Below are 2,081 nucleotides of genomic sequence, written 5' to 3'. Positions count from 1 at the left end.
GTGGGTGGGGGCTGGGCGCGCAGTTCCCCGCGCCCCTGACGGGGCGCCCTCTGTGGAGCGCGGTACTCCGAACGCTCCACCTACCGAGACCTCACCCCGCTCCCATGGCACGGTGGCCCTACGAGTTGGCATCACCGGACCCCGGAGCTCCGCCATGGCTGATCTGCAGGACGAGCTGCGCGCCGCCGCCGAGGTGGGCGAGCTGGACCGAACGGACGGGGAGTTCGAGACCGGTGCGGGCGCGGCGCCGGACGTGAACGGCGACGGGCTGCCCCGGGCGCATGCCCTCCTCGCCGCCCACCCCGTTGCCGACGGGTACAGCGGGCTGCCGTGGGCGCTGCGGCATCTGCCCTGGTACGACCTGGAACTCGGGGAGAGCGCCATCGACACGGATGTGCCCCGGCTGCGGGAAGGGCATGTGGCGGCGATGTTCTGGTCGCTGCATCTGCCCGAGGGGTTCGCCGGGGAACGGGCGGTCGGGGCGACGCTGGAGCAGCTCGATCTGGTGAAGACGGTGGTGGGGACGTATCCGGAGAGCCTGCGGATGGCGTACAGCGCGGCGCAGGCCACCGACGTCAGGAACTGCGGGCGGGTGGCGGTGCTGCTCGGGCCCGCGGGAGCCGGTGCGCTGGACGACTCGCTCGGGATTCTGCGCGCGCTGCACACCCTCGGTCTGCGCGTGCTCTCCCTCACGGGCACGTCGTGGGCGGGCGGCAACGGGCTGACGCGGTTCGGCGAGGAGGTCGTACGCGAGATGAACCGCATCGGCGTACTCGCGGATCTCTCCGGCGCCTCCGACCCGACCGCGCGCCGCGTCCTCACCGTCTCCAGGGCCCCGGTCCTGTGCACCCGCTCCGCGGCCCGCGCCCTGCGCCCCCATCCGGCCAACCTCCCCGACGATCTGCTCGACCTGCTGGGCGCCGCCAAGGGCCTGTGCCTGGTGCCGCTGACGGCGGAGCAGACGGGGCCGTCGGTACGGGACGTCGCGGACCATCTCGATCATGTACGTGCGATCGCGGGGCCGGAGTGCGTCGGCCTCTCGGGGACGTACGACTCCGGGGCCGCGCACCCGCAGGAGCTGCCCGACGCCTCGTGCTACCCGCACCTCGTCGCCGAACTCCTCGACCGTGGCTGGTCGGAGACCCACATTGCCCTGCTCACCTGGGGCAACATCCAACGCGTGCTGCGCGCCGCGGACTTCACGGCTCGCGCCGCGCAGCAGCGCCGCGGGGCGTCCACGGCGAGGATCGCTCAGCTCGACGGTTAGCTGCGGGTTGGCTTCGGCTGAGTTCTCGGCAGGTGGTTGCGGCTCAGTCCTCAGCAGGCGCAGAGGCAGAACGGGTGGCCGGCCGGGTCCGCGTACACCCGCCAGGTGCGCGTCCTGTCCTCCGCGTCGAGCACCTTCGCGCCCAGCGCGAGGACCTCCTTCTCCGCCGCGTCCATGTCGTCGACGGTCAGGTCCAGATGGAACTGCTGTGAGGCGTCGGGCGCGGGCCACTTCGGCGGTACGTGTCCGGGGGCGGCCTGGAACGCCAGCGTCTGCCCTCCGGGCACACGCAGGTCGACCCAGCCGTCGTCCTCCTCGAGGTCGCCGCCCAGCACCCCGGCGTAGAACTCGGCGAGAGCGCGTGGGTCGGGACAGTCCAGGACGACGGCACCCAGCTTGGCGAGAGCCATGACTTCCTCCTTGGTTACCTCTAAGAGGCGTGAACCGGTAACGGTTACTGCATGCTCCCGCATAAGGGGTAACGTCGCAACCATGAATGACCGCGCGCCCGCTCCCGGTGGCCTGGCCCTGGTCGAGGCCCTGGTGAACACCCTGGACATCGAGTCGGGTGCCGACTCGCTGGACACGGCGGAGGGGCGTGCGGCGCTGGGGCTGACGGAGGCGGCGGACGTTGCGGCGGCGCGCGAGCTGCGCGAGTCGCTGCGTGTCGCGTGCCTTGCCCATGCGGGGCACCCGCCGCACCGCGCGGTGACCCCGCTCGGTGAGCTGCTGGCCCAGGCGCCTCTGCTGATCACGGTCGACGAACGGGACGGCTCCGCGTCCCTCGCGCCCGCCCGCCCCGCCTCCCTCGCCT

General features: G+C 72.6%; 2 protein-coding genes and 1 pseudogene. 2 read left to right on the top strand and 1 reads right to left on the bottom strand.

Annotation, left to right across the window (positions count from 1 at the left end):
• The first annotated feature begins 154 nt into the window (after positions 1 to 154).
• Positions 155 to 1,267, top strand: coding sequence for a dipeptidase (locus tag G5C60_RS50535; protein WP_165271041.1), 1,113 nt, complete (start codon positions 155 to 157; stop codon positions 1,265 to 1,267).
• Between the two features lie 50 nt (positions 1,268 to 1,317).
• Here G5C60_RS50535 and G5C60_RS50530 read toward each other — a convergent pair whose 3' ends face one another.
• Positions 1,318 to 1,677 (bottom strand): VOC family protein, encoded by a 360-nt coding sequence (locus G5C60_RS50530; protein ID WP_165271039.1) that lies wholly within the window; start codon positions 1,675 to 1,677, stop codon positions 1,318 to 1,320.
• Positions 1,678 to 1,759: 82 nt separating this feature from the next.
• On the opposite strand from G5C60_RS50530, the pseudogene G5C60_RS50525 reads away from it, so the two are divergent.
• Positions 1,760 to 2,081: pseudogene (locus G5C60_RS50525) on the top strand (CGNR zinc finger domain-containing protein); the annotation flags it as partial.

Origin of the sequence: Streptomyces scabichelini (assembly GCF_011045015.1) — a bacterium.
Taxonomy (GTDB): domain Bacteria; phylum Actinomycetota; class Actinomycetes; order Streptomycetales; family Streptomycetaceae; genus Streptomyces; species Streptomyces scabichelini.
This window is presented reverse-complemented; position numbering and strand designations above follow the sequence as displayed.

Coding starts and splice junctions, on each gene's coding strand:
- G5C60_RS50530 (WP_165271039.1), bottom strand. CDS start 1,677: ATGGCTCTCGCCAAGCTGGGTGCCGTCGTCCTGGACTGTCCCGACCCA.
- G5C60_RS50535 (WP_165271041.1), top strand. CDS start 155: ATGGCTGATCTGCAGGACGAGCTGCGCGCCGCCGCCGAGGTGGGCGAG.